General features: G+C 42.9%; 13 protein-coding genes and 2 pseudogenes. 8 read left to right on the forward strand and 7 right to left on the reverse strand.

The annotated features are described in order from the left end of the window. The 4 genes from QZ135_RS06845 to QZ135_RS06860 all read left to right on the forward strand — a co-directional run. The coding region (locus tag QZ135_RS06845; protein WP_294607092.1) for a RagB/SusD family nutrient uptake outer membrane protein at positions 1-660 on the forward strand (660 nt) is incomplete at its 5' end. Positions 661-708: 48 nt separating this feature from the next. After that, positions 709-1095, forward strand: coding sequence for a hypothetical protein (locus QZ135_RS06850; protein ID WP_294607094.1), 387 nt, complete (start codon positions 709-711; stop codon positions 1093-1095). An 80-nt stretch (positions 1096-1175) separates the two neighbouring features. Further along, the gene (locus QZ135_RS06855; protein ID WP_294607096.1) at positions 1176-2477 is read left to right on the forward strand and encodes a matrixin family metalloprotease; all 1302 of its coding nucleotides are present in this window, start codon (positions 1176-1178) and stop codon (positions 2475-2477) included. Positions 2478-2634: 157 nt separating this feature from the next. Next, positions 2635-4065, forward strand: a complete 1431-nt coding sequence (locus QZ135_RS06860) for a glycosyl hydrolase family 28 protein (protein ID WP_294607098.1) — start codon at positions 2635-2637, stop codon at positions 4063-4065. A gap of 91 nt (positions 4066-4156) precedes the next feature. Here QZ135_RS06860 and QZ135_RS06865 read toward each other — a convergent pair whose 3' ends face one another. From QZ135_RS06865 to QZ135_RS06875, 3 genes and pseudogenes are all read right to left on the reverse strand, one after another. Continuing rightward, positions 4157-4492, reverse strand: coding sequence for a Spy/CpxP family protein refolding chaperone (locus QZ135_RS06865; RefSeq protein WP_294607100.1), 336 nt, complete (start codon positions 4490-4492; stop codon positions 4157-4159). Between the two features lie 152 nt (positions 4493-4644). Then, a complete protein-coding gene (locus tag QZ135_RS06870) occupies positions 4645-6405 on the reverse strand; it encodes an AAA family ATPase (RefSeq protein WP_294607102.1) in 1761 nt (586 codons plus the stop codon). Between the two features lie 375 nt (positions 6406-6780). After that, positions 6781-7316 (reverse strand): annotated as a pseudogene (locus QZ135_RS06875) (DNA-binding protein). A 445-nt stretch (positions 7317-7761) separates the two neighbouring features. Here QZ135_RS06875 and QZ135_RS06880 point away from each other — a divergent pair. Beyond that, positions 7762-8526 (forward strand): annotated as a pseudogene (locus QZ135_RS06880) (BT4734/BF3469 family protein); the annotation flags it as partial. Between the two features lie 210 nt (positions 8527-8736). On the opposite strand, the gene QZ135_RS06885 reads toward QZ135_RS06880, so the two are convergent. The 3 genes from QZ135_RS06885 to QZ135_RS24895 form a co-directional block, all read right to left on the reverse strand. Then, positions 8737-10077 (reverse strand): AAA family ATPase, encoded by a 1341-nt coding sequence (locus tag QZ135_RS06885; RefSeq protein ID WP_294607104.1) that lies wholly within the window; start codon positions 10075-10077, stop codon positions 8737-8739. 199 nt (positions 10078-10276) lie between these two features. After that, on the reverse strand, positions 10277-11212 hold the full coding sequence (locus tag QZ135_RS06890) for a hypothetical protein (RefSeq protein WP_294607106.1): 936 nt from the start codon (positions 11210-11212) through the stop codon (positions 10277-10279). A gap of 103 nt (positions 11213-11315) precedes the next feature. After that, complete coding sequence (locus tag QZ135_RS24895; RefSeq protein WP_365978585.1) at positions 11316-11498, reverse strand: GNAT family N-acetyltransferase; 183 nt, start codon at positions 11496-11498, stop codon at positions 11316-11318. Between the two features lie 645 nt (positions 11499-12143). Between QZ135_RS24895 and QZ135_RS06895 the strand changes: the two genes are divergently transcribed. Further along, a complete protein-coding gene (locus QZ135_RS06895; protein ID WP_294607108.1) occupies positions 12144-12629 on the forward strand; it encodes a hypothetical protein in 486 nt (161 codons plus the stop codon). 75 nt (positions 12630-12704) lie between these two features. Here QZ135_RS06895 and QZ135_RS06900 read toward each other — a convergent pair whose 3' ends face one another. After that, entirely contained in the window at positions 12705-16511 is a 3807-nt protein-coding gene (locus tag QZ135_RS06900) for a hypothetical protein (RefSeq protein WP_294607110.1), read from the reverse strand. Positions 16512-16728: 217 nt separating this feature from the next. Between QZ135_RS06900 and QZ135_RS06905 the strand changes: the two genes are divergently transcribed. Both QZ135_RS06905 and QZ135_RS06910 read left to right on the forward strand, forming a co-directional pair. Beyond that, complete coding sequence (locus tag QZ135_RS06905; RefSeq protein WP_294607112.1) at positions 16729-20100, forward strand: family 43 glycosylhydrolase; 3372 nt, start codon at positions 16729-16731, stop codon at positions 20098-20100. A gap of 234 nt (positions 20101-20334) precedes the next feature. Next, on the forward strand, positions 20335-22680 hold the full coding sequence (locus QZ135_RS06910; protein WP_230372608.1) for an alpha-L-arabinofuranosidase C-terminal domain-containing protein: 2346 nt from the start codon (positions 20335-20337) through the stop codon (positions 22678-22680). Positions 22681-22824 lie beyond the last annotated feature (144 nt).

Consider the following 22824-nt stretch of genomic DNA (forward strand, 5'->3'; position numbering starts at 1 on the left):
GGCTATGCCAGCCGTAAGTATCTGATTGAGGGTGCCAACCGTCCGAGTAATACAGAATCTGCCGACTATCCCAATCTCCGTCTGGCCGAAGTACATTGCATCTATGCCGAAGCTACTTGCGAACTGAATGGTGGAAATATCTCCGACGAGGACCTAGATTTCTCTATCAATAAGAATCGCGCCCGTGCCCGTGTAGCACCGCTGACCAATGCTTTGATTGCCAATGTATGGGATGCAGGCTATTGGGATTACGAACAGAATAAGACAGTCTGCAAAAAGATGAATATGTTGGACGAGATCCGCCGCGAACGTGCTTGCGAACTCTTCGGTGAAGGTCATCGCATGGACGACTTGAAACGTTGGGGCATTGCGCACATCAATCTGGTTGGTCAGAAGCTGGGACACTATGTATTAGGTACTGCTTACGAAACTGAAAAGGCTAATAGCGCCCAATATTTCGGTGAGCCTTGCTACTATCCCGAGAAATATCCTTTGAGGTATGGTATTTACGAAGGAACCGGTAAAAATGACCCTGATTATGGTCGTTCAATAGCCAATGACCCGACTACTTTGAACTTTATACAGCGTGATTATCTGACCCCTCTTCCTCTGGATCAGATGCGTCTGAATACAAATCTGAAGCAGAACCCGGGGTGGTGATAGTGTGAATTAAACTTGAATAATATATTTATTAAAAAGAATAGCTTTATGAAAATTTTAAAATATATTCTGGCATTAATGCTTATGTTGCCGTTTCTGGCATCTTGCGATGATGATGAAGTGGGCGATCCCAACGTTAGTTCTCAAGATTTTGTAACAGTCAGTAACCGTACGGCACGTGTTTCTTTAGACGATGCATCCGGCATGTATGTATTGGATGAATATATAAAAGCCGATACGCTTAATTATGAAACTTGCATCTTCATGGTAGACCGCAAGGTAGATCAGGACAAAGTAAAAGCCTTAGGGAATGTAACAGATGTCGTTTTTGGCGGCACAGGCATGAAAACGGATTACCGTCCTGCCGGAGCTGCAACAAACAAGAAATGCTATCTAATACTTCTGAATAGCATAGCTATTAAAGAAGAGAAATAAGATACAGTTTCAACCATGCCTGCAATTATTCTTAAATGATTGATTGCAGGCTATATTTATTAATTTAAAATCTTTATAGAATGAAACATTATAAATTAAAGGGGCTTATTTTGCTATTATTAGCAACAATGATTAGTGCATGTAACAATGAAAGTGACTTCTTGTTAGAAGGAAACCAACCAGCAACAAGATCGGCTATATATAGTAACAAAAATGATTCTACGGAGTATGAAACAAGGGTTATCTATGATACCAACTTGCGATATATACTGAATGATTATCGTTGGAATAAGAAATTGTTTAAGTATTATTTTCTCAATAACTCCTCACAAATAGACGCTTTGGCTGCTCGAAGTGCTGTGCAGGCTGCTCTCTGGGAATGGAGCAGGGATCTAGATGTATCATTTTACGAAGTTAATTCAAAGAAAGATGCAGATATTGAAATTGGTTGGTTCAGAAATTCTCCTCATGAAGATAATTGTTCTTTTGATGCTAGTGCATTGGCACATACTGTTACAACTTATAATAGAAATACTCATATTGTTGTAAAACAACAACTTCATTTTAATGAGAATTATTCGTTTGACACTACTGGAAATACACATGACTTAATGAGCGTGGCACTTCATGAAATTGGTCATGTTCTTTGTATTGGTCATTCAAACGATTATTCTGCTGTAATGTATCCTTCTTATAAAGGTGTACAAAGAACTTTATCTAAAGACGATTGGTTAGCAGGCTGGAATATGTATTCTTATCATATGAATTTTAAAATAGAAGGTAATACAACTTTTGAAAATAATGCCGTATATACAGTGAGAGGTTTGCATCCGGAATATTCAATTGACCATTGGAGTGTCAATTGCGAATATTCAAATACTTTTTATGCAATGGACACCAAAACAGAAACAAGAGAGTTTATAGATCAAGATTTAACTTTAACGAATTGGTATCCCAATTACCGACTGCAGCAATATACATTGACTGCAACAATTAGAAATAACAAGTATAATGTTATTCTTTCTAATATGCCAGTTTCTTTTATTACATATAATTGTTATCCTTCATCTTCTTATGGAATATTGTGTTGTAATTCTGAATCTCAATATCTTATCATAGAGTCAAGCGGAACCTCCAATTTCAAATTGAATTTTAATGAAGAAAGTGAATTGAATGCTCAATTAGTTTATTTGGAAGACAACGGTCCGTTATGTTATTCTTCAGTGAATCCTAATTTTGAATTTTGGATAAATGGTCGAAAATATGATTACAGTGGAAATATCAAATTATATAAAACAGATGTAGACCAATATGGTTATATTGATGTAGATGTATATTTTGGAACAAGAAATGAAAGGTTTAGTATACCTGTCCAGCAATAATATCTATATTTGTATTTTAATTGATATTCCATAAAGTCTATTTAGAGGGTGTCATCACGGGCACCTTCTATTATTATAACTTATTCTCCCTTATCGTATTGAATATATTTCCATCATCATTCGTATCTTTGAATAACCAAAACATAATACCATAAAAATGAAACTAAGCAGATTTATAATTATTACAAGCATCCTGTTGGGTACCACCCACAATGCAAATTCTCAGAACCAATTAGTAACCTATCCTGCACCGGAAGGAGCCGAACTCATGAACGACTTCACCGTTCAGGTAAGGGAAGCAGGAAAAGACTGGAAACCGGTAGATACCTACATGGTTAAAGTAGATGAAGTGCGCGGTACTAAACATCAGGTAGAAAAAGCCTCCATGAGCTATTTCGACTTCTCCGGTGAAGTGGAAGTATCGGTAACCTTCAACCATGGCACTATTCAGACAGGGCGCGTTCGTCCACTCTCTTACCAAATCACTCCTTCCATATCCGGCAGCACCATGACCTTCAAACTGGATCGTCCGCGTAACTTGTCGGTAGAAGTGAATGGAGATATTTTCCATAATCTTCATCTGTTCGCCAATCCGATAGATGAGAATAAACCTAAGAAAATAAAAGATAAGAATCTGATTTATTTCGGTCCGGGCATACATACTTTCCCGGGTGACACGCTAAATGTACCATCCGGTAAAACTGTCTATGTGGCAGGAGGTGCAGTAGTGAAAGGTCTTATCCAGGTAGTCAATGCACAGGATGTGAAAATATTGGGAAGAGGAATCGTGATTCCCGACCGCTGGGCCGGACTTCGCATTGTCAATTCCAAGAATGTAACGATAGAAGGTGTAATCAGTACCCAGTGTCCCACCGGAGGCTCAGACGGCGTGACGATACGGAATGTAAAAGTCATCAGTTCCTACGGTTGGGGCGATGGACTGAATGTCTTCGCCAGCAACAACGTACTCTATGACGGTGTATTCTGCCGCAATTCCGACGATTGCACCACAGTCTACGGCACTCGTATGGGCTTCACCGGCGGCTGCAAGAATATCACCATGCAGAACTCCACCCTTTGGGCGGACGTGGCACACCCCATATTCATCGGTATCCATGGAAACACAAAGAATCCTGAAGTTCTGGAAAACCTGAATTATATCAATATAGATATTCTGGATCATAAAGAGAAACAATTGGATTATCAAGGTTGCCTCGCCATCAATGCGGGAGATAACAACCTGATCCGTAACGTACGTTTTGAGAATATCCGGATTGAGGATTTCAGGCAAGGACAACTGGTTAACCTGCGCATCTTTTTTAACGAGAAGTACTGCACAGCCCCCGGCAGAGGCATTGAAGACATTTTGTTTAAGGACATCTCCTACACGGGAAAGAATGCGGAAGTTTCCATGATTATCGGCTATGACAAGGAACGGAAAGTGAAAAACATTCGTTTTGAGAACTTGCAAATAAATGGTGAAGTGATTTATGATGACATGCCCAATAAGCCTAAATGGTATAAGACCGGAGATATGGCACGCATCTTTGTGGGCGAACATACGGAAGAGGTGACATTCCGGAAATAAAGTTTAATGAGGAATGAAGTCTCACCTTGCGAGGCATATTTACATAGCGCAGCAAAATTTTTCATTCTTCATTCCTCATTTTTCATTAAACTCATTTCCCTCTTCTCTGTCCTCTCTGAGGTCTCATGCTCTGATACTTCTTATACTGTTCGTCGGTCAGAATCTTTTTGAGTTTCGCATCTGCCTCATTACGCTTCTTCTCCATTTCCTCGCGTGAAGGTCTTTCGCCCGAAGCATCTCTGTTTGGTCTCATTTCCTCCATTACTGCCTTGAATTCTTTAGCCTGAGTCTCATTCAGTCCCAGGTCAGTTACCATCTGTTCGATGCGCTTTGACATGTCAGGACGTCCACCTCTGTTATCCTGCGCCATACATACTGCCGAGCCCATAAACAGAACAACGGCCAAACTTAAAATTTGCTTCTTCATAATTCTAATGCATTTAAAAGTGAGTTATATTTTCATTGAATTCACCAAATATGCATCTATGACTCTTTTCACATGAAACAGTTTAATCCCGCCAGCAAGAAAATCGACCAATAGGAAGTTTTTATAGATGAAACGGATAAACAGGAGAACTATTAAACAACTTCCTCGCACACCCACATTTCCATCCCTTTATACACCACCACTATCTTGTGCAACCGGGTGCTGCCGATGGCACGCTTCACTGTATCCGTATCAGCATAGCGGTTAGCTTGGGCGATGGCTTCTTGGCGTAGTTCCTCCACGCGGCTTTCGGGATCTTTGTACTTGGCATACTTCAATTCTACAATATAACTGTGCTCCATGTCGGAATAGATATCCAGCATCGGGCAGAGGAAGATGTCGACATAACCTGCCTGCGTGTCCTGCTCGGAGACGGGACGGTAGAAACGGTTCTGTGCGGTCATGGCAAGGGTGAAACCGTGGACGAAAAACTCGCCTTTCTGTTTGTCGCGCTGCGAGGCGTAGGTCTTCAGGCAGTCGGCGATGTAGTCGAAATAGGCTTTCCAGTTGCCGTCGTAAGCGAGCTGGCTGGCGAGTTCGCTCTTTTCATAACTGCTGAAACTGAGGTCAGCTTCGTTGTAGGTGTTCAAGAGATAGGTATAAAGTTGTTCCTGAACCACCAGGTTGGGGATGGTTAGTTTCGTTTTTCCCCGGTGCATACCGCTGATGGTGAGCATACCGAAATAATAGAGCAGGCTCACGAAATTATCGGGATTGGTGATACCGGTAGCGGGGAAACCTTTTTTCAGTTCACCGGTAATGAAGCCCTGGCTCACAAGGGTCTGGATGACGGAGGCATCATGAGCAAACTCCTTGTCCTTGCGGATGAGCATGCGCAACTTTTCGTAGTCGATACGGATGTTGTCTTCTACCATGTCGAGCGGTGCTTTCCCATTGTCAATGTAGTTCTTCACGAAATAGAGCACCATGTTAGAGTTGTACATCGTGGTTTCACCGTAGCTTTCCTGTGCGAAGCAGTAGTTATCATACCACGGCTTCATTATCTCTATCAGCTCGTCTACACTATGTTTAAAAGGACTGTTTGTGGAATAGTAGGTCAGCATCTCGCGCACTTCCTCTTCCGTAAATCCCATCATCTGGTTAAATTTCGATGTGAGGGAATAGTTGGTGCCTATATTGAAGCCACTGGTGAGGTCGTCCATCGTCACAGGACTTACTCCTGTGATAAAACAACGCTTGATGCTGGAATAGGTTCCCGCCTTCACCTTGTTGAAGAAGGCGCGCAGGTAACCTTCGCCGTGCGTCTCATTGGTGTAACGGTGCAGGCTTTCGGGGTCAGCGAGAATAGCATTTGTGAAGTGGTCATACTCATCGATAAAGAGATACATCTTCTGTCCGGCACGCTCGCAAGCCTGATAAAGGTAATCTAATTGCTCCACGGCCCCACTCACTGCACGCAGCCCTTCCAAAGTGTCTTGCGGCAGAAGGTCGGCATATTTCTTGCAAAAGTTCTCAAAAGTAATGCCGCAATGCGCATCCAATCCCTTACGGTAATTATTCAGTTCGCCGGTGATGCCGGAGAAATTGAGATAAAGTACGAGATAGCTGTTGCGGTCCGGCGTGGGATGCTGCCCGATGTAAAGGTCACCGAACAGGGCCTCGAACTTGTCGCGGGTACGCACATCGTAGTAGTGTTGCAGCAGATTCAGTGTGAGACTCTTGCCGAAACGGCGTGGGCGAATGAAGAAAAAGAAACGGTCCGCCTGCTCTATCATAGGGATGAAACGGGTCTTATCCACATAATAATAATTGTCGAGACGAATGTCTGCGAAGTTCATCATACCGTAAGGGATGCGTTTTCTGTCGGGTACTATGTATTCCAATGGGTCCATCTTTAGTCCTCCTGCTATTCTTTATTATTAAACCTCTTGCTTTATGGCGCACATAACGATACAAAGATAGTAAAAGTTCTTGTTGAGGTAGAATCGAAAACTAATTTCTTATATAAAACGCCTTTCTTAATTACACAGAAACAATTATTTTTGCAGATATGACTTTTTCTACTATGCCTCGAATTCAATCTTAAGCAAGCAGGTAAGTGAACGTCTCTTCCAAGGAATTTCTATACAATGAAAGTTTTTCAATAGTTGTCAGCACTCCAGCACTAAGACAGCTAATATACAATAAAACAAACGGTTGCCTTGTGATGACAACCGTTGTGATTAGTGCTGACAAACGGTTTATCAGCACTGTTTTTTTCTATATATCTACATGTTTTCCGGTTTAAATTCCTGTGGTTCAGCACGTACATACACTTTATGCGAACCACGCCCGATTGTGCTCAAATATCCCTTTTCCACAAGCAAATTGAGGTCATTCAGCGCTTTATTCTTCAAAAGTCCCGTGATACTGCTGTAATCTTTGCGGGTAATGAAGGGATGCGTCTCCAAAAACACCAGTAAACGGCGGTAACGCTCGGCACCGCCAAGCTCCGCACTCTTACGGAAACCATATTTGGCACGCTCTATAAAACCGGCACACCGCTTGCGAAAATCGGGTGATACGCGGAAATGTACTTTGCCGAAAAAGATAGTCTGCGCATGGATTTCTTTCGGGTCCATCACCGGACACCCCTTCAGGCCTGCCGAGAAGTATCCCATATTACCCAACCGAACATGATGTCCTTCGGATAAATAATACGATACCCGGTCGTACCTTTATTCACGATGCGGGGATACAAGGGTTGTAATTCGCCATCACCCTTCGGGTTAGGCCGTCTTTGGAAGTCATACTGTGCTGCCATTGTTTTTTGTTTTTGTTTAAAGGGTTAATACTGTTCTTCTTTAGTGATTGAAAGCCAAAACAAGGCAGAAAAATGTGCAGATAGTCTGTCGTTTTTGTGCTTTTGGCTTAGGTTAAATGTTCTTATGCTTACTCCAAAACTTCGTCCTGCAATTGCGGGCTATCCGGTGGGCAGTTGCGGGCTGTCCGGTTCCCATATCGAAACCGTCGGGCCCGCAATTGCAGGACGAAGTTTTAGAGTAAGCAAAGATACGAAATCAATAAGGCAAAAGCAAGTTTTCCCTTAAGAATTCGTTAATTTTTCTCATGCATTTAGGACGACAGCATTTAAGGATAAATAGAATCATAATAGGCATTTATAATTTGTTTTCAGCGCATATTATGCGTACCTTGCGGCCGCTAAGGAATAACCCTTATTGCTCAATTTTTTCAAAACACATATACGGATGAAAATAACTCTTATCAGAGAAGACCGGGAGAGTGGAAAAGAAACCCTCAGCACCTGCGAAGCTGACGCGTGGATAGACCGGATAAAAACAGAAACCAAAGAGGAACACGTCACAAGATTGCGCTCCATGCTCCTTTACACAAATCCTGACAGCGGAGGATACTATGAACACATCGACAAGTTACCGCGCATTTATCCCTCCGTGGAATTCGGAAGAAGCAGAGACAACGGGCGAAAACTGAAACACTACAATGGCGTAGTGATGTTGGAGGTAAACCATTTGGCCGGATTGTCCGAAGTGGAACTGGTGAAACGGCAGGCGGCTTTGTTACCGCAAACCTGGGCGGCTTTTGCCGGAAGCAGCGGACGGAGTGTGAAAATCTGGGTGAAATTCGCCCTGCCGGACGGAAATTTACCGGTGAAAGAAGAAAACATGGAGTCTTTTCACGCACATGCCTACCGCATGGCCGTGCAATGCTACCAGCCCATATTGCCGTTTCCCATCACGCTGCGAGAGCCTTCTATGACGCAAAGCTGCCGCATGACGCTTGATGCATATCCCTACTTCAACCGGCAAGCCATTCCTTTCTGCCTTGAGCAGCCCTTCGGTATGCCCGGCGAAGAAACTTTCCGGCAACGCCAACTGACGGAAAAGAACCCATTGTCAAGACTGAAACCGGGTTACGAAACCTCGCAGACCTTCACATTATTGTTTGAAACAACCCTCAGCAAAGCACTGAATGAAATGGAAGAATGGAAACGTGTAAATCACTTCGGAAGGATATTACGGAAGAATAACCTGGAATATAAGCGAACTTGCAAAGGCATTGTATACCGGGTAGAAAAGTTATAATAATTTATTTTTCAGTGTGACGACAAACGGTTTGCCGTCACTTATCACAACGGTTGCCATCACAAGGCAACCGTTTCTGTTTCAATAGATTAAATGGAGTTGTGCTGAAGTGCTGACAAACTATGCAAACTTATTATTGAAAAAGGTTTCCAGTTGTCCGGCATAGTAAAATGGCACATTATATAATGTGTATTGTTTGCCGGAAGGCAAACGTATCAAATCGGAAGTCAAGGGTCCGTTCCATAGACGTAAAGCAATGTCCTCTTGGGACTCATCCATATACTGATGCAAAGAACGCAGCTTAGAATTATCCCCCGTCTTCACCTCAACAGGTATCAAATGTGATTTATATTTATATACAAAGTCCACCTCCGCTTGTGAATTACGGGCATCGCGAACCCAAAACATGCGTTTGACTCCAAAGGCAAAAGAAGCCCCCAACAATTCCTGTCCTACTACCTGTTCAGCAATATGTCCATTCCATAATTCATCTGTATCAGAAGTGAACAACAAACTCTCCTGCATTCCAGCCACATAATTAACCAATCCAGTGTCCAACCACAACAATTTCGGACTTCTTTTCAAATCCGGAAGAATAGGAAATGAAGTGGAAATCAATGGATAGACCAGTTCCAACAAAAGAGTTTTCTCCAAAGTTCTGAACGCATTACCCATTTCTGCCGACTTATAGGAAGAACTACAGAATTTGGAGAACTGGAAGCGTTGCCCGGCCAATCCCCAGCCATAATTTAGAATATAGCGAAGGATATCTTGCTCTTTAGGACGTTGTGCATACTTTTCAATATCATCTTTGTAGCCGGACAATAAAGAATTAAATATCTCATTCAAACTCACCCAGTCTTTCCGTTTGGCATAATTCGCCACAGCTTCAGGAAGCCCTCCCACAATCATATACTTTTTAAATAAATCCATCACATAACTATGTACTGACTGCGGCACTTCCAACTGTTCTATTTGCTCCACCAGAATATTCTCTCCCAATGCTCCCAGAAATTCAGTAAACGTACATGGATGTAACGCCATATATTCTACACGACCTACCGGAAAAGAAATATGGTTACCTACGAGACTTTCCAACAATGATCCGGCAGCTATCACATAGAGATCAGGACGTTTCTCATAAAAGTAACGAAGAACCTTTACGGCATCCGGAACATTTTGTATTTCATCTATGAAAATCAGGGTCCGTTGATTCTCCATCTTAATACCAGCTTTAGCATAAATACCCGCCAATAAATCTTCAAAGGAAACTTCCATAGTAAACAAGGCGGCATTTACCTTCTCTTCCAGATTCAAATTGATGAATACATCAAACTCTTCTGCAAATATCTTGACCAATGTAGTCTTTCCCACTTGTCTTGCCCCTCTAAGCACCAGAGGCTTACGTCCTTCTTTTTCTGCCCATTGATGAAGGGCTTTAAGTGCTAATCTCTGAAACATATATAAATCATTAGTAATCAGCACAAAGATAAGACATAAATACTAAAACCAAAGCAAAAAGATGCATTTTTCAGACTAAAACCAAAGGAAAAATCTTATTTTCCTGTACTAAAACCAAAGCAAGACTTATCTTTTTTCTACCTTCCAGTGTCTACTTTTTGAGGTGCAACATGCGACAGCAACACAACAACTTTAGATTTCAACATTTTTGTTTCTTAAACAAGTGCAATAATTGTATCCCTATCCCCATTGTGAGCATACGTTCTTTTTTATTTGCCAATAAGTTTTGAGTCCAGTTAAGTAATCCTCCATCACCTATTTCATGTTCTACCCCATCAATAATAATCTTAGCTTTAATTCTAATGCCGTAGTAATAATTATTATGTGAATCTGATTTGGCAATACGAATATCCAAACCGCTATTTTTAGTATAAAATAAGATATCTGATACCAATTGACTTTTTTCATCATATCCTTTGCAGGGTATAATTTCAAAGAATACATTTTCAAACCCAAAGACTTCTTTGCAGACCTTCTGTGTTATGGTTAAATGTTTATGTAATTCAGTTCTTTCAAATTCAAAACTACCCGTATCCATTCCGCACGAGATTAGGCACAAAAGAGGAAAATGAGGTGTAAAATTTGGGTTTGAGAAAACCTGAGTTCTTATAACTCTTGATACATTACCAAAATTATATGTTTTATCAGACAGTTCATTACTTTTCTTTAATGAAGCATAATGCAAAGCTATTGCATTTGTTGGGTCGGACTGAACTTCCGTGTTTCTTAGTGCTGTAAGAACTTTTTTTTGATTTACTGTTGCCATTACACTACTTGTACCTAATTGAGCAACAGGGGATAACTCAATTAATTCATAGTTGTTATTCGCAATTATTTTACAGCATTCCAATTCTTCCTCTTTAAATTCCAGAAAATCTAATTGTGCAGGTTTAGCCAATTTGTTTTTACTGTATTTACTCAATAAGGAAGATGGTGTTTCTTTGGTGATACGCCTGTCAAACACCTCTAATAGCAAAGAGTTTAACTCTGAACCACTCAATTTATCGGACAGTATATCAACTATTTCATTTAGATTACACCTGCTAATTATATGTTTTATTGCTTCATCTTTCATATATTCATAATGCTATATATGTATTCATTAAATATTCGTCCTTCTTTTATGACGGACAATTTAATAATTGCCTCTTTCTCAAATCCAATTTTCTCTAATACCCTCATTGATGCGACATTATACTCAAAAAAAAATATTTACATACATTTCTATTGATGCCTAATTGATTAAAAGCTAGTGCAACTAATTGTTTAACAGCTTCTGTTGCATATCCATTTCTCCAATATTGTTCGCCAATCCAGTATCCTATTTCTGCATTAATTCTATAAACATCACTTTGAGGGATTTCTTTCTATATAGCCATTTCTTTTAATCAGTGTCTTAGGAAATTCCATATGCTAAAAGTTTTAAGTATACTTCAAACTTCTACAAAGATAAAGAAAAGTTTTAAGTATACTTCAAACTTTCAAGAAATACAGTTGATACATTCCAAAGATGATGCGCATTTATCCCTCCGTGGAATAAGCTGGTGCCACATTGCTCTTTTCAAGGAACATCACCATGTAAATGGGAGCATACACTAATTTGCCCTCCACTCGTAGATTATCATTACAGAACACTACAGCCTCAGAAAGATCATAGTACCAAGTTATTTTTTTAAGTGCTACTAAACAGAAAAGTTACGCAAAATGGAGAAACAAATCCATGATTTCGTTGTTAAATGTGAAAAAAGACGTATCTTTGCAACTGAACGTGCGACATGATGTATCTTGTATATATACATGTCCTCTTCCGATGTTAGTAAAATGTGGAAATTTAATGAACCATCGGACGAGCGTAGCCTGTATCAGTTATTGGTACGGGCTTACTCTTCCGTGGTTCAGGGTATCCACATACCTACTAACAGGGATTGAGTAATGCCCCGTACCTTTATAATATAAAGCCATTATAGCCGTATAGGGTTGATTTTAAACTTATAATCAAACACTATATGGCTAATTGGTTATCTACAAAGTCAGTAGCTGAGAAATATGGCATACCGAAAGAGCAAATCCGGGAATGGATTAGGTTACGTTATCTGACATGCTCTTCTATAGGCACAGAACCTTACGAAGACGAGAATCCGTTAGTAGATACTGACGAGCTTGATAAGGCTCTTGAATTTAACTCACTAAAGTCTTGTCCTGACGATGCCATTATGGAGAGAGTGCAAAAAGAGCATTTGAGTTGGCTTTATCAAGAGAAAGCGCGCTTAGAAAAAATCAACGACGATTTATTAGAAATAAATTATCATCATACCCAACGGGAAGCAGAGTTGGAAGAGAATTTTGAAAAGATGATGAATTATACCAATGAAATTCTCGCGTTATATAAGAAAATAATGAAAGATTATGAGAACATGATGCTTGAGAAAGGAGGAGTCTGGCATTTTCTCTGTCACTTGTTTATCACGAAAAAGAACAAATCTCTCATCTAACCAATATATACCCCGTTTTTACAATCCTTTTCATCTTGTGAATACGGAGTTCGTGATGAACTCCGCATTCTTTTTTTAATCACATACTGTACGTTCTTCACGCAACAGCACACCTTCTTTCCATTCTTCCATCTTTACGGCAGGTACACCTCCCTCCTCTTCCATTCCTGAAAAATAGAACCGTTGTTCCCTGCCATCCTTCAGTGTTACAATCAGTCTATCTGCCGAAGGAGCAAATACAGACTGTACACTATTCTCTTTTTCAAAAGGCTCTATGACAGTCAGGTAACGAACCTGAGCAGCGTCCATGCGCACTCCGAAAGTAATGCGCCTTTCAGCCTCATCACCCAGAGGATAATCTCCACCGATAACGGTTTTCAGACGGACGGCCTGAAGCCCATCCAAATCAAAAGTATATTGAGCAGGAGTTTCAAAACCTGCATTCACAGGTTCGGCAGGAAGCCCCCAACGGTAATTTTCTCCACTAATATTGATGCGCCCATCGGCATAGTCTCTGGTATTCCCAAAAGGATTATCCTGCACGTTGTTCTTGACAACCGGAAGATCGGCAAGGCGAATTTGCTTACCGTCTTTCGTTTCCAGAATGGCTTCTGCCCAGAACAGAGTCTTAGAACGGTTAGCATGTTGAGTGGCAGAGGACAGAGTTAGTTTCCGGATACCCGTAATATCAACATCCACCTTTCCTTCGCCCAAAATCCAAGCACCGAAACTACCTTCGGCAAGTAGTTTACCATCTCCCTCTACCATGTACTTCAGGTTGCGCTGCGTTCCGTGATCTTCGGGAGCACGCCCAGTGAAAGCTGTGCGTTGGGTATTGGGCCAGGCATTGTAAATGTCCATATAAAGATTTCCCGTTTCACCGGATATGCGCGTTCCACGGTTGTCGGCATCCGGACCGAACTTCGTCAGGAAGCTGGCTTTCAAAGTTCCTGTTACGGAATAGTGGTTGACATCCGTCACCAAAGGGGCGGCACTTAAAGGGTCAGTGCCGAGCTGTGCCGTATGAGAGATATGCTCTTTTTGATCCGCAGTAAGTCCCAGCAAGCCTTTCACCTGGAACAGTAGGTCGAAACGGTGCTGCTTGTCCTCCATGCTCTTGTCATAGTCAGCAAGAACAACATAATCATCGGTAACCACCATCAACCGGCGTTGGAAAATGGGTTCGGTAAATCCGGTCAGTACACCGAACTCCGGATGCTTATCGGGGATAGGGAAATAGCGGGCTTCCCATTCCGTCTTTTCTTTAAAATCTCTCGGACCTTTCATGCTGTGGCGGAGTCCGCCGTATGCCGGATAACTCCATGCGGCAGTGCCTTCTACACAACCCGCCTGAAACAAATCGCCCGTATGGAACAGGCTACGCTTACTATCGTCAGCTTCCTGCTGTTTCAAGTCGACGGTAACCATGTTTTTGGAGATGCTGGTCTGCACATAGAAGTTGTACATGTAGGGGGCATAGCTGTACCATACCATTTCGGGATTGTAGAAGCTACGTCCGTAGCGCATCAATGACAGTAATCCGGTCCGGTCGAAATGTCCGTGATAACCTCCATGGGTTCCATACTTCAATACAGCCTGAATCTTCTCGCGGGCATCCTTTTGAGTGGAACGCAACATCAGTGCTCCGGCATTGTCGGCATAAGCTCCGCGCACTTCGGCGGGTTCCGCATCGGGCAGTTCCGGTACACCGTAAATCAAATCGTTCCTTTTAGGCGTCATACGTATGAACGCCGCATAGCGCGGATCACGAAAAGCGTAATAGGCCATTTCGAAACTGTCTCCACCCACTTCACGTTCCGTAGCGTCGTTGATACCGAATATCCAACCGCGATAATCAAGGAAGGGAAGCAAGGCATCGGACATCATCTTGATGGTGACATAAGGCTGATGAATAGGACCGCGAATACGGAAACTATGACCATGATGCAAATTACGGCGATCTGCATCTTCATTGGCTCCTACCTTGTCATATTCAGGGGTAAGATTATAATCTACCGGGAATTTCTCTGTTAATAAGGAATAGCCGAAAGGATTCAAAGCCAGCCCTATCTGTACATATTCACTTGCCACCCACAGGTTGTAACTGACGGTACACTCGTACCACCATCCATCGGGCATAGTGTAGGTACGGAATTTATCTATCAGACAGGAGGGAGCATAAAGCACTTCATCCACAAGCTGGAAATCCTGAATGGCGAGGGCGCAAAAGAAAACACCTGTCAGTTGGGATACAGCCCAGTTGGCGCCCCCGGTACTTTTATAACGGAGAAATAAGTCTATATAGAGCCGGAACGTATATTCAATTTGCGTACATTCCGCATCAGTCAGTATTCCGGCATCCTGAATCAAATCGTATGCCTGCGCCAAATGCTGGAAAAAGTGCCCTTCCTGAACAGACGACTGGTGGGAAGCTTTCCGGGTAAGCGGAAAACCGTTCTGATAATCGCTTATCATCAACAAGAACTGCTTCACTTTGCGGGCATACTCCGGGCTACGGGTCAGTTGCCAAGCTATGGCGTTATTCATCAAACCATGTTCATGGGTGGTGGCGCAAAGATAAGGAATACCGTCTCCATTAGCCACATAAGGAGGACGCAGGGGCACAATCCATGCTTTGGCATCCTGTATATAACGCTCTTTGCGGTCTTTCGCCCAGTCGTAATTTTCAGCTTTCCTTCGCACTTCATCCCATCCTTCAGCCGTATGGATGGTAAACGGATGCGGCATGCTGCGCAGGGTGGTAAACGTTAATGTCCGGACTGCAGCCGGATTGGCAGAAGGAAGAATCTGCAAAGTTTGTTTTTCCCTCCCTCCGGCAGGGATACCCGGTGGAACTATCACGCATACATTCACTTTCCGGGTTTCACCGGAGGCTAATTCCAACTGTGCAGGTTCAACGGTGGCAGGAAAAGCCTCCCAACCATATTTCTGAATGGAAAAGTAAACAGACTGCGATGTCGGTTCGCAATTGGTGACGGTCACCGGATAAATAATGGTATCGCCGGGTTCACCGGGTCTTGAATAACAGTCAGCTGTTGTTTTCACAGAATTTCCTTCCAGCAATCGGGTGGAAAGTACTTTAACTTTGCCCCTACCTTCACCGGACAGGCGGAAGGCAATGGACTTTATACGCCGGATAGTGCTCTGTGACGCTTTGGGAGTATCAAAAACGGAAAAAGGAATAAGTAACCTGCACTCTCCATTCTTCTGCCTTTGCAGAGTGAAACGGGCACGCCGGGTATCGTATATATTTTCCTTGTTCAAGTCCGTTCCTGCTTTCAGATTCTTGGCGGAAGCAAAAACTTCCACAGGAATATTGTCCACACCAGTCAGTTTCAGATTAACTTCCAGAGCGTAATAAGACATCAGGTCGATGACGGACTGATTGACATAAGGGTGTTGAGGACCGTCCGGTTCCGTATAGACAAGAGTGCCATCAGAAGGACACGTCCAGTCTTTAGCCAAGCCCTGCCAGTTCTTTCTGTCGGTAAAGATTCCGGTCTCCAACTTTTGACGAACTATGGAAACATCATAAATCTTGCCCACGGATGCCGTCTCGTCATATGCTTCAAAACGAACAAGTGCGGAAGACTTGCCCTGCAAGACAGAATCCGGAATGGGATATACTACCTCAAACAGTCCGTGACGGTTTCGGTTTAATCCTTCCGTATAAAGAAGAGTACCGTTTACGGAAATATTAAATAAGAACTTCTTCCCTTTTTCGGGTTTGTCCTCACCGGAATATTGAACCACCAATAATTGCGGGCCTGTGCCCGAAGTCTTCAACTGAAAGGTATTTTGGGCGGATGCACATAAAGCAATAAAGGTACATACCAACGTTAATAATGTCTTTTTCATCATGAAGTATCTATTGATTATTTCAATAAACTACGAATGAAAGCGATTAGTCACTCATTCCAATTGCTATCAAAGATACATTTTCCGCCGGAAAAACAAATGATAGCCATATTATTTCAATTGGTAGTAAGTGCAATTCATTCTCAATTCGTATTAACAAGAAGAAAGGAACCGAAAACAGATAATAACTTTAAATATAATTTTAGTACAGATGTATATCATGAAACAACTCTTACTACTTATTCTGCTTGCCTTAACGGCAATGCCGGCAGACGCACAGGAATATCCGAAAGTGATTTTGCCGGGTGATTATCCCGACCCTTCCATCATGCGCGAGGGGGAAGATTATTACATGACTCACTCCCCTTTCTTCTATGCACCGGGATTTTTAATCTGGCATTCAAAAGACCTGGTGAACTGGGAACCTGTGTGTCGTGCATGTCCCGAATACGAAGGTTCGGCCATGGCTCCCGATTTGCTGAAATATAAAGATAAGTACTACATCTACTACCCTACTTCCAAAGGCGAAAATTACGTCATTTATGCCGACAACATCCGCGGTCCGTGGAGTAAGCCTGTAAAGCTGGATGTCAGGGGAATTGACCCGGGACATGTAGTGGGTGAAGACGGACGCCGTTATCTTTTTACCAATAATGGCTGGGTAGCACCACTGAGCGATGACGGGCTAAAAATAACAGGTGAAAACAAGAAGGTTTACGACGGATGGGTATATCCCAAAAACTGGGAAACAGAAGGAGATGATATGTATCTGGAATCTCCCAAACTTCTATTCAAGGATGGCTATTATTATATGACTTCCGCCGAAGGAGGTACAGCCGGACCTGCCACCAGTCACATGTGCGTAATGGCGCGTTCCAAAAGCATCCTTGGCCCTTGGGAGAACTCTCCTTACAATCCGGTGGTACATACGTACAGTGCCACCGACAACTGGTGGTCAAAAGGTCATGGCACACTGATAGATGATGTCAACGGTAATTGGTGGATGGTGTATCACGCTTATGCGAAAGGTTATCACACCCTGGGACGGCAGACTTTGATAGAGCCAATGGAATATAGTCCTGATGGATGGTTCCGCCCCACCAAGACTGCCACATCCCTACCCTCTGATCCGAACATCAAACACGGATTAAATCTGAATGATGATTTTACGGAAACAAGTTTAGGCATGCAGTGGACTTTCTGGAAAGAGTATGCTCCCGGTCAGCTCTCCTTCAAGAATAATACACTATGGATGAATGCTAAAGGCAGTTCACCGGCTGACGGTCGTTTGTTGCTCGTTACACCCGAAGATAAATGTTACGAAACCCAGGTCGATGTACAGGTAGGCAAAGGCAATAAAGCCGGATTAGTGCTCTTCTACAATGAAAAGGCTTTTGCAGGCGTGGTATCGGACGGGAAGAACTTCACTGTATATAGAAATGCGGAACAGACCGAAACAATTCCCAATAAGATAGGACGAAACTTTAAGGTGAAATTGCTAAATCAGGGGAATAAAGTGAAAATGATGGTCAGCAAAGACGGTAATGCCTGGACTGTATTGGCAGAAGATGTAGACGTCTCGGATATGCACCATAATAAATACAAAGGATTCTTTGCTTTGCGTGCAGGTTTACTTTCTTGCGGAAAAGGAGATGCCGGGTTCAGTCAATTCCGTTACCGGAATGCCGTTCCGCAAGAGAAAGACATGAGTGCGTATCTGATGTTTTTTCATAAAGATGAAACTCACGGTCTGTACATGGCTGTCAGTCATGACGGATATACTTTTACAGCCTTGAACGATGGTGAACCGGTGATTGCCGGGGATACGATTGCTTATCAACGAGGAATACGTGACCCGCATATCTATCGCGGACCGGACGGAGCTTTCTATCTTGCAATGACAGATTTACACGTCTTTGCGCAAAGAGACGGCTACCGGACCACCCAATGGGAACGGGACGGCAAATATGGCTGGGGAAATAACCGCGGACTGGTACTCATGAAATCATGGGATCTGATAAACTGGAAACGCACGAATATCCGCTTCGATAAAATGTCGGCAGGGATGAGTGAAATTGGTTGTGCCTGGGCACCCGAAGTGACTTACGATGCACAAAAAGGCAAACTGATGATTTACTTCACCATGCGTTTCCGCAATGAGGCAAACAAGCTATACTATGTTTATGTGAATGATGAATTCGACACCATTGAAACACTGCCCCAGATTCTATTCGAATATCCGAACGAAAAGACTTCGGCCATTGACGGAGACATTACGAAAGTGGGTGACAAATATCACCTGTTTTATGTTGCCCATGATGGTCCGGCGGGTATCAAACATGCTGTTTCGGACAGAGCGAACGGAAATTATGAGTTCGACCCGCGATGGTATGATTTTGAGCCCAAAGCATGTGAAGCCCCCAACGTATGGAAACGTATCGGTGAAGACAAATGGGTATTGATGTATGACGTATATAGTGTTACTCCACATAATTTCGCTTTCATTGAAACGTCCGATTTCGTAAACTTTAAAAACCTGGGACGCTTTAACGAGGAAGTGATGAAAACCACCAACTTTACAGCTCCCAAGCATGGCGCAGTCATTCATCTGACAATGGAAGAAGCGGAAAGGCTGGAAAGCTACTGGCAGAAGAATAAAAGAAAGTATGTATCTACGGCTTCTATCCGAAAGAATCCCGTACTCCCGGGATTCTATGCCGATCCGGAAGTGATGTATTCTGAAAAAACAGGAAAGTATTATATTTATCCTACAACTGACGGAATACCGAACTGGGGAAGTACAGCTTTCAAGGCGTTCTCCTCGGACGACCTCGTGAACTGGAAAGAAGAAGAAGTTATCCTGGATTTAAAGGATGTATCCTGGGCTAAGAAGAATGCATGGGCTCCCTGCATCATTGAGAAGAAACAGCCGGATGGCAATTATAAGTATTATTACTATTATACGGCAGAACAACAGATCGGAGTAGCCGTTGCCGATAGCCCGACAGGGCCTTTCATAGATTCGGGCAAACCCCTGATCGACAAAGTACGCCCCGGAGGTATGAATAAGGGACAGAACATCGACCCGGATGTCTTTACGGACCCTGCAAATGGCAAGACGTATTTGTATTGGGGAAATTATTATATGGCTGTATGTGAACTGAATGAAGATATGGTGTCAATCAAACCGAATACGACACGGATTCTGATAGACAATGATGCTTACTATAGCGAAGCAGCCCATGTATTTTACAGAAACGGATACTATTACTTCACCTGGTCTAAAAATGATACCCGCAGTCCGGAATATCAGGTACGCTATGTACGTGCCAAGTCTCCGGTCGGTCCTATTGATGCATCTAAAAGTGAAGTCATACTATGCAAAAAGCCTGAGCAGGGAATTTTCGGTACAGGACATCATTCTGTACTGCCACTTCCGGGTAAGGATGAATGGCACATAGTCTATCACCGTTTCAAATTTCCGGATGCTGTGACCATGGGAAGAAAAGCCGGATTCCATAGGGAAGTATGTATTGATAAGCTGGAATTTGACGAAAACGATTCTATAATAAAAATAGTGCCTACATTGTAAATTATAACAAAATGAAAAGACATCTTTTATCTGGACTTTTATGTATATGTGGAAAAAAACGATTTTTGGGGACCAAATCCAAAGCAAGTAATACTAAATCTGACTTCAATTGCGAAGATTAACAAACAATTCCACCGATTTATTGAGTGTATTTCAAACAATAATCGTATATTTAGAGGCGAAATCTATTTGATACACTGAGGATTGACTTTATCCCACTAATAATTATACCATATGAGACACACATTTATCGCTTTAATGGCCTTGTTGGCAGCAGGCAATTTATCTGCCCAACCAGAGACTCCTATTCGCATTGACATCAATGCAGGAAAGCAGATCGCAACCGTTACCAAACGTTTTAACGGTACTAATATCGAAGACCTCAACAATCAGACTAATGGAGGAATGTTCAGCCAGCTGATTCATGGGGAAGCTTTTGAAGAAAACATTGATGTGGATTTCCTAAACCTCGAGCGGAAAGACTATTCTAAAATCTACGTCGTGCTGGATGAAAGACGTATTCCGCATCTCTTGAATCAATCTAATGTGTACAGTAGGATCAACTGGAATAATCTTGGTGAGAAATATGATTTCAACTCTAATGACATTTATTCTGCCGGAAGATATGGCGCACCTGAGAATCTTTCGGGATGGATGTTCCCCGGTCGTTTTCTGGTCTATGATTCTCTTCCCGAAAACATTCAGAAGATTATGATGACACGGATCAATGGCAACGAACAGGTTTCAAAATACTGGTCGAAGCTGACTTCCGGAAATCCTCAATATAAATACGAATTGATACGTGACGGAAAGGCTTATATGGGACGCCAGACACAACGCATCTCTTTCGCCGCCGGAAACGGTGAGGTCGGTATTACCAATCATGGCCTTTATCGCTCGGGGATTATGTTCGAAAACGGGAAGTCTTATGATGGCATCCTGCGGATAAAAGCTGATAAACCGACTACCATCTATGTATCCCTTCGTGATGAGAACAACAATATCCTAGCTGAAAAGCCTTATCAATTGAAAGGTGACGGTTCTTATGAAAAGGTTGTTTATGAACTGACACCGAACGGGGCTACTATTAATGGCAGCTTCGGCATCTCACTCAAAGCTCCCGGCACCGTTGACCTCGGATTTGCCTTCTTGCAACCGGGCACATGGGGACGCATTGAAGGTGGATGGCCTATTCAAACTAAATTCACTGATGCACTGAAGAAGCAAGGCATCACCGCCTTCCGCTATAATGGCTCTATGGTAGACGTTGGTGCGGACACCTATCTCTATCGTTGGAAACTGATGCGTGGACCGATAGACGAACGCCGGATTACCTTCCGTAGTGGTTTTAATCCTTATGCTACCCATAGCTTTGGGTTCATTGAGATGCTTCAGGCAGCCGAAGCCATTAATGCAACAGCCATCATCGGTATGAGCATGAACGAGAGTTACGAGGATATCCGCGACTTCGTAGAGTATGTCAACGGACCGATAAGCTCGAAGTGGGGAGCCTTGCGTGCAGCAGACGGACACCCTCAGCCCTATAATCTTAAATATATTCAGGTAGATAATGAACGTGGCATCTCCAGAGGGTATGTAGAGTGCATGAAGAAGTTTGCAAAGGCTGCGTGGGAAGCTGATCCCAATATGTCGATTATGACTTCGCTGAATATTGGAGGCAATGGATATAAGCGAGGTGGCACGGAGCAGCAGAAGCAGGAGATTGCACGCCTACGTACACAATTGACTGAACTCGAACAGGCACCTTCAGGTAAAGAGAGAGAAATACGCCGGATGCAACAACAGATTCGTCAGCAGGAAGAGAACCTGGGTAGACAATACGAGCTTTCTTCCGAATTGGCAGGATGGTTCGTTGCTCAAGGTAAAGGCGACAAGCTGGCTTGGGACCCTCACTACTCGGGAGCTCGCGAGTTTGCCGACAGAGGAGATGCCTTCCTGAATGAAATGGGTATCAACCTGCAACGGGAACTGGCTAAGGATTATCCCGGCTTCAAGCTAAACCTGCATCCGATGGAAGAGAACGGCAGCCGTTGTGACTGGGATCGCGGATTGGCACATGCGCACAACTGGAATACCCTGCAACGTTACGGAGATTGCTTCCAGATGCTGGGTACCGCAAATACCTTCCAACCACACGGACTACAATATATGTGGGATCAGGGACGCATTCATTACACGCCCGATGCTATATGGTTTCAACCTTCCGCCCACATCGATGAGATGATGATGAAGACCTGGAAACCAAATGTGGTACAATCATCGAGCAGCGACCAAAGCCTGGACGTAACAGCTAAGATAAATGATGCAAAGACGGAAATGACCATCTATGTAGCCAATATGTCCGACCAACCTCAGGCAGCAATTCTGAATATTGAGAACTTCCGCTTCGGTAGCCGCGCAGAGGTGCAGACCATCGGTAATTGTGAACTGACGGAGTATAATACGTATGAGAATAAGGACAATGTAGTGTTTAAGTCTTCAAAGGCTTCTATTGCCCGCAAGAATGCCAAGTATGTATTCCCTAAATATTCGTATACGGTTATTACATTGAAGAAGTAGGTTTCGACTTGCTTGTGATGGAACGGACAACGGTTATTCTATGTATAGGGTAACCGTTGTTGTTTTCCTGATAACTATCATTCTCACAACAGATACTAAGGAAGGATTGAGTAGACTTCGCTTTTCATTCGTATGATATAAAGT

This window comes from uncultured Bacteroides sp. (assembly GCF_905207245.1).
Classification (GTDB): Bacteria; Bacteroidota; Bacteroidia; order Bacteroidales; family Bacteroidaceae; genus Bacteroides.

Bases quoted from the DNA above. Each gene is read 5' to 3' on its own strand.
- QZ135_RS06900 (WP_294607110.1), bottom strand. From the start codon at position 16,511: ATGATGAAAAAGACATTATTAACGTTGGTATGTACCTTTATTGCTTTA.
- QZ135_RS06895 (WP_294607108.1), top strand. From the start codon at position 12,144: ATGGCTAATTGGTTATCTACAAAGTCAGTAGCTGAGAAATATGGCATA.
- QZ135_RS06860 (WP_294607098.1), top strand. From the start codon at position 2,635: ATGAAACTAAGCAGATTTATAATTATTACAAGCATCCTGTTGGGTACC.
- QZ135_RS06850 (WP_294607094.1), top strand. From the start codon at position 709: ATGAAAATTTTAAAATATATTCTGGCATTAATGCTTATGTTGCCGTTT.
- QZ135_RS06865 (WP_294607100.1), bottom strand. From the start codon at position 4,492: ATGAAGAAGCAAATTTTAAGTTTGGCCGTTGTTCTGTTTATGGGCTCG.
- QZ135_RS06905 (WP_294607112.1), top strand. From the start codon at position 16,729: ATGAAACAACTCTTACTACTTATTCTGCTTGCCTTAACGGCAATGCCG.
- QZ135_RS06910 (WP_230372608.1), top strand. From the start codon at position 20,335: ATGAGACACACATTTATCGCTTTAATGGCCTTGTTGGCAGCAGGCAAT.
- QZ135_RS06855 (WP_294607096.1), top strand. From the start codon at position 1,176: ATGAAACATTATAAATTAAAGGGGCTTATTTTGCTATTATTAGCAACA.
- QZ135_RS06885 (WP_294607104.1), bottom strand. From the start codon at position 10,077: ATGTTTCAGAGATTAGCACTTAAAGCCCTTCATCAATGGGCAGAAAAA.
- QZ135_RS06870 (WP_294607102.1), bottom strand. From the start codon at position 6,405: ATGGACCCATTGGAATACATAGTACCCGACAGAAAACGCATCCCTTAC.
- QZ135_RS06890 (WP_294607106.1), bottom strand. From the start codon at position 11,212: ATGAAAGATGAAGCAATAAAACATATAATTAGCAGGTGTAATCTAAAT.